Origin of the sequence: Halorubrum sp. 48-1-W, from assembly GCF_003287355.1 — an archaeon.
GTDB lineage: Archaea > Halobacteriota > Halobacteria > Halobacteriales > Haloferacaceae > Halorubrum.
On sequence record NZ_QMIM01000044.1, the window covers coordinates 22,238 to 28,237 of the forward strand.

Annotated in this window: 5 protein-coding genes; 4 read left to right on the forward strand and 1 reads right to left on the reverse strand. The window is 47.1% G+C overall.

Annotation, left to right across the window (positions count from 1 at the left end):
- Nucleotides 1–725 precede the first annotated feature (725 nt).
- Nucleotides 726–1,073, forward strand: coding sequence for a GIY-YIG nuclease family protein (locus DQW50_RS16500; RefSeq protein WP_112080352.1), 348 nt, complete (start codon nt 726–728; stop codon nt 1,071–1,073).
- Nucleotides 1,074–1,257: 184 nt separating this feature from the next.
- Here the strand turns inward: DQW50_RS16500 and DQW50_RS16505 are convergent, their stop codons facing one another.
- Nucleotides 1,258–2,394: a cold shock domain-containing protein gene (locus tag DQW50_RS16505; protein WP_112080353.1), complete on the reverse strand. Its 1,137-nt coding sequence runs from the start codon at nt 2,392–2,394 to the stop codon at nt 1,258–1,260.
- A gap of 526 nt (nt 2,395–2,920) precedes the next feature.
- Here DQW50_RS16505 and DQW50_RS17725 point away from each other — a divergent pair.
- The 3 genes from DQW50_RS17725 to DQW50_RS17735 all read left to right on the forward strand — a co-directional run bounded on the left by DQW50_RS17725 (nt 2,921) and on the right by DQW50_RS17735 (nt 5,943).
- Complete coding sequence (locus DQW50_RS17725; protein ID WP_127341361.1) at nt 2,921–3,610, forward strand: hypothetical protein; 690 nt, start codon at nt 2,921–2,923, stop codon at nt 3,608–3,610.
- 738 nt (nt 3,611–4,348) lie between these two features.
- A complete protein-coding gene (locus DQW50_RS17730; protein WP_127341362.1) occupies nt 4,349–4,987 on the forward strand; it encodes a hypothetical protein in 639 nt (212 codons plus the stop codon).
- The gene (locus DQW50_RS17735; RefSeq protein WP_127341363.1) at nt 4,984–5,943 is read left to right on the forward strand and encodes a hypothetical protein; all 960 of its coding nucleotides are present in this window, start codon (nt 4,984–4,986) and stop codon (nt 5,941–5,943) included. Before DQW50_RS17730 ends, DQW50_RS17735 begins: the two co-directional genes overlap by 4 nt.
- Nucleotides 5,944–6,000: the final 57 nt, after the last annotated feature.

Below are 6,000 nucleotides of genomic sequence, written 5' to 3' on the forward strand. Positions count from 1 at the left end.
TCTCGATGACGAAGGGCGAGAGAATCGCCTCTTCAGAGATCGTGATCCCCGTGCCGTCTTCGGATTCAACAGAGCAGGAACATGCCATCAGTATGCTCATAGTAGTACCAAGGTGCCTATGATTAGTGTTGTTCTGTTCTATGAGGCTAGGATTCAGATACATCTATTCACTCAATTTGATTGAACGAACAGCAGGGAGAACACGGTGGGTGTTCGTCAGGACACTATCGGTCGTACACAACTAATATACTTCTCTCAACAGACGGTGACACACCGAACAACATTGATTCTGACCGATCAAGGTTCTCCTATAATGAATATTGAATTCAGTAACAACTATTTCTTCTTTTCCAAAGAGTGGTTCGCCCTGTGATCAAACTAGTGTGTAGTTCGGACATACCCCATCAACTCCTTCCACTATATACTATGCGCATCGGGGATTTAACAAGTATAGCATAACTTGTTGAGCTAATCCACGACAGGTCGGCCAATACTTTTGTACGCTAGGGTACATATCTTAACCAGCCATGTTTGGGCACGGAAGATCCAAGTCTCGCTCCCAAACCGATCGGGAGCTCGCCCGACGTGTCCGCGATGTTGTCCCCGAGCGCATCAATTCTGCCCTCCAAAAGCAACCCGATAGCAACTGTGCTGACCAGTGTCTCTGTCACAACGTGACTCGAAAGCGGGTAGCTGAACTTGTCAAACAATTCTCCGACGGCACGATGAAGACCAACGCGGTGTACGTTCTTGAGTGTCAGATGAAGTTTGTCACTCAGAAGGTAGTCCGCGAAGAGCTTCGTCTTCAAAACGACGTTCCATGGATAGACGATGCTCAGGAGAACAACCGACTGATATACGTTGGTGTCTCCACAGTCGTCCCAAATCGTCTCTGGAAGCACGCCGTCGGTAATGGAGATGGTGCTAACTTCACGCAGATGTTTCCGCCGACTCGATTGCTCTCAATCCAGTGGTTCGGTAGAGAGTCAGATGCCTATCGTGCTGAAGAGCTCACGGCGGAAATTCTCGAAGAGGAGACGCACGATGGGATCTACATTTCTCAGCCCGGTTGATGACTATTGGTCGAGTCCTTATGACGGGTGGATCTTGTCCGGTATCAATGCGACTCTACATCCCAGTCTCCTACCCATCATGACACGGTTAGGGGTAGTGTCGAGAATAAGGAAGCAGCCGAAGCCACAGGTCGCGATCGCGCCGGATGGATCCGTCGTCGGGAATGCGAAGTAGCGCGTAAATTTAGTCGTCTCCCCAGCGAGTACGCGTGCTGGCGAATGGATCGTCGGACGGCTCCTTACGCTGATTGTGACCTACATTCCTTGCTTCGAAGCCTTGATCAGTCCCATATATATCATACTGAACACTGTCGCCCTCTACTGGTAATTCACCGGAAAATTCACTTACATGAAAGAATACATCGTCTTCCACTTCGCTTGTTGAAATAAATCCATATCTCTCCTCTGAAAGGAAATTCGCGACTACACCAGTATCATTCCGAGCTACTAAGCCATCGTTGGGTTCGTGTTTGCTGGTCGAATCTGAAGAATCATTAGTAGTACTATCGGCGACTGACTGATTGGTGTGAACGATCTTGTGCCTGAGAAGGTCCGTATGGGAATCAAATTCACTCCCACAGTGTGAACAGTGATATAACGAGTTGTGGGCTGTCTCATTATTGTGGTCGTCTTCTACGTGGCGATCTAATGCGTACTGTGAACTATACGCATTATTACACTGGTCGCATCCATATTGTGCTCCGTTTGGTCTTCTAACACATGACGTAAGATGAGACATGAGCGCGCTCTCCACTGCGAACGGTTGATCACAAAATTCGCACTCGTAGTTATCCCCGCTGTTTCCCACATCATCCTCGTTGTCATCTGCGTCATCACTGAGATCGTCATCACCATCGCCTACATCGTCCTCATTATCGGTCACATCGTCAGTATCCGTTGTTGATCTATGGAAGTTAGTAGAATTGTCGTTATCATTAATATCAGTAGATTGATCGGATTTGTTATCAACTTCTCCAGGTGAATTTAGCCCTGACTTGGATAGTAGTGTCCCAATTTTTTGTTTTCGCTCATCATCTATCGATTCTCGAATTTCTCCGAGCAGCCAGAGAATGCTTTTAACTGTCTCTATAGGAACTTCAGCTGACGGTGGATCAGATATCGCCTCTGCTGTTTCGCGGTGGTCAGTTGTATCGACATCAATGGGGGTGAGTACGCCGGTAAGGATACCTAACAGCGCGACTGCTTCAGGGACCGAGGAGTCTGGAAGTGTGCTAAGAACAGTCTGGAATCGATGACCTACTTGATAGTCAGTTCGATTTGAGTTTGTTATCCGATCTTCACCGTCGTATTGGAGAGCCATAGTCTATTGATAGATGCCAAACAGTTCGAGTATATTATAACTACGGGAGATTATCCTAATAGATGGGCTGGTATATGCCAAACCAGCGCAGATCTTATGAATCTCAAATCCGCTCATATACCCTATAGCGTCGCTAGAATGTTGGGCGTCGATATGGCATCTAGGTCAGAAAACTGCCTCTATTGATACTTTAGACGCGATTCTGATTGTCCTCTACAAGCGTTATCCAGACCACGAGATCGAGTCAAGAAGCACTCATGGATTAGTTCTGTTCACTCGTCATAGCCACTAACTGATGCTTTCAGGAGCGTCTAAATAAGATCCGTGACGCCGAACATGAGGCACTACACGTTGACGTCGTTATAGGTGATCAGCCCGATACAGGTAACTGCTGAAGTCCGCATGTGGGACTCGAACCTTCGAATCCATATTACTACTCATTCCCCTAAGAATTTCTTATCTATTATGTACAAATAGGAAAAATAGGGGAATAATTAATTATATCCTTATTCTCCACTTATATGTAATGTATGATCAATGGCTAATTCGCGAAGAGATGCCGAATAGATTTAATACGGAACAAGACTTCAGTAAACAATTGACAGATCAATTGGATGGATTGAAATTCAAGCGGAGTTTGCGTGATCCATCGGATGTTACAGGAGAATACATACTTGAGGCAAAGCACTCTACAGGTGACGGAAATCATCCCGATATTACTCTTAGTCATAAAATGCCGACTGGTGGTAACACAGAACTATCAAATCCGTTCTTTATAGAGTGTAAGCTCGGAGATGCTTACAGATCAGAAGACAGTGAACTGATCAGCTTTATCCATACTGGTATAAAAAAGATACAAATTGAGTTCTCACAGCTATTTCGCTACCATTATGGTGACAAGCCTGTCTCATTCTCAGAAAATATTGAGAAAGGAAATCCAAATAAATACGAACATACAATGCCGGAAGGGAAACACAAGGTCTTATTCACCTGCCCATTTCTGCTTACTAGGCCCTCAAACATTATACAGGATCAGTGTGAATGTTGCGGACGTCATTCTAATCAGCACCTTATTGAGACCCGTAAACAATTCTGTAGGACGATTAGAGACCTTGGGTTTGGGGTATTTTACCGAAAAGATAATGGTAAGCTCGTATTCAGAACATCATATCATGGGAATTATCGGCTCCTTGAGAGCCGTACGGAATCGGCGTGAGGAACGACTGCCTGCTACTTTCGTAACTAGCATTGTTCGTTGGAATAGTCGCACGACATAGACGTTGACTACGGTGGAGATGACAATCTTAAGTATTGTTTAGACGGTCTCGATAACGTGGGTTAATGTTTGTGTCGTCTGAACAGATCCGTCTCTGAGAGACACTTCAACTTGAGTTTGAGAAATTTGGTTGTCAAGTTCATTTGCTACCACATCACACCGAGTCGGACAGTGTTTACCAAACGGTGTTTACTTTACCCATCAGTTGGCGTTGATCGATTTCGGATATCATGAGACGACGAGAGTGACTGATGACAAGGATATCAGTGGACAGAAAGTATTCTTCTTATCACCTTCACTTCTTATCACCTTCAGTGAGCGACTGTCTAATCGACTGATCCTAGCTCTAAAAGAGCGTGAATTTTTGGATCGCTTACCCCGGTTCTCGAAAGAGATCTTTTGCTGGCTATATAAAAATTCGAACAAAATAGCACCACGCTAGCGCCATATGGGAAACAGTTTAGTTGGAGGCGATCAATGATCGACTGTAGTCAATCCCCGACTCGTTGGCAGTTCGTTTCGGGTACTGTCGCATGTGTCGCGCTGCTCAGACAACTGTGCTCGCTCGCTCCCAGTAGTCTAGCATAGGCTCCGATATTGAGCTGAATGCTTGACAGAACAGAATCACCTGGATCTCAAACGAGCTAGAGCACTGTTGGCAGCCATTCATGCGATGATATGAATACGAAAATCGCAGAAGAAGAAAACGTACCGGACACAAACTCTCCCGCTCGAGTTGGCGAAGCCAAACACATCGGACCCTCTTACAGTGAGGGATCAACACTCCGAGAGCGAGAAAGTAAGATCATCTACAAGCACGCAGATATGATCCACACCGGAGAACGGTGGGATCAAACAACTAACACCGCCGGCATCACCGGAAGCTCTGCTCGGACAACATTTCGAGCAAAGGAGGCTGACAGTTCGAGCAACCTCAACTACGATAGGATGTGGGTCTATCAAATGGGTCGCGGGCAAACGTATGAAGACTCGCGGAGGAAGGACGCTGTCCGAAAAGATGCGACTTGGAAGCGCTGTGACGCAATCCTCCAAAGCTGTGACATACCCAAGTGGGTGCGCGATATAACTCTTGGAAAGGTGCTCAAACGCGATCTATATGGATTCAGCAGACACTACAACGGTGCTGACGGTGCCTGCGTCGGGTTCGCTCTACTCGAGCTGTGTGATGATCCTGAAGAAGCTGAAGACTGTTGGGTCGTAAACCGAGCGGTAGAAGTCCTTCATGACTTCGATCAGCAGAAAGTTGAGTCACTAATCAGCTACGTGTTCCGCAAGTACGGAGGGGATACCAGATGAGAAGACTAAGACCACCGAGAGAACACGGTCTGGGGTCTGTGCCTGAAACTCTTCGCGAGCGAGCGCAGTGGATAGTCACTAAAGACAAGGCCCCGATCCGGCCGAGCAACGGGTGGAACCTCCCGGAGAATCAGCTACCGGTGGATATCGCTCAAAAACTCTCGAAGCAGTATATTGGAGAGCTTGCGTACGTCCTCCAACCAGACGATCCATTCGTGATCGTTGATCTAGACGATATCGTTCCAGAGGACTCGGTCGACATCACTCAAGAGGCCAAGAGGATAGTTCGGGAACTACGTACCTACACAGAGTGGAGCCGGTCCGGTGAGGGTCTACACTTGATAGCGGAAGGAACACGCTCCACCGAACGGAGCGAAATGGGGACTCTAGGCGACATTGGTAAGATCGAGATATTCGATCGCGATCAGTTTGTCGTGTTGACAGGGAATTGTTACGATCCCAGTGAGAAGAGCACGGATAACCGAGCCATTCGAGAAGATGCTGGGGATATCGTAGCTGACCTCGAGCGAGAATATCTGCCTGAGCGAACAGAATCAGATGGATCCAAGGTGTCTTCCTCTACATTCGATCTAGACTCCGTATCCAGTAATTCTACAGATCTCAGCGTGGTGGATATTCGACACACAATCGAGGAGTACGCAAAAAGTGACTCCAAACAGGCGAAACGAACTCTAAACCAGTGGAATTCGCCTTCTAGCTCGAGCGCAGGCCATTCGTCTCCTTCAGAAGCTGACCTCGGATTTGTCTCAGATCTCGCGTTCTGGTGTAGGGAGGACGCACAGTTGATGGATGAATGCTTCCGCCACTCAAATCGAATTCGGTCTAAGTGGGATGACGTCCACCACTCGGATGGACAAACCTATGGAGAGGTTACTATACAGAAAGCAATCAACACGAACAGCAGTACGTTCTCGGGGCACTATGTGACGAGATAGTCTCAGTACCTCACAAAGCATCCTCGGCTAGCTGTTTCTGAAGCCTGAGTTCCACGG

Bases quoted from the DNA above. Each gene is read 5' to 3' on its own strand.
- DQW50_RS16500 (WP_112080352.1), top strand. From the start codon at position 726: ATGAAGACCAACGCGGTGTACGTTCTTGAGTGTCAGATGAAGTTTGTC.
- DQW50_RS16505 (WP_112080353.1), bottom strand. From the start codon at position 2,394: ATGGCTCTCCAATACGACGGTGAAGATCGGATAACAAACTCAAATCGA.
- DQW50_RS17725 (WP_127341361.1), top strand. From the start codon at position 2,921: ATGTATGATCAATGGCTAATTCGCGAAGAGATGCCGAATAGATTTAAT.
- DQW50_RS17730 (WP_127341362.1), top strand. From the start codon at position 4,349: ATGAATACGAAAATCGCAGAAGAAGAAAACGTACCGGACACAAACTCT.
- DQW50_RS17735 (WP_127341363.1), top strand. From the start codon at position 4,984: ATGAGAAGACTAAGACCACCGAGAGAACACGGTCTGGGGTCTGTGCCT.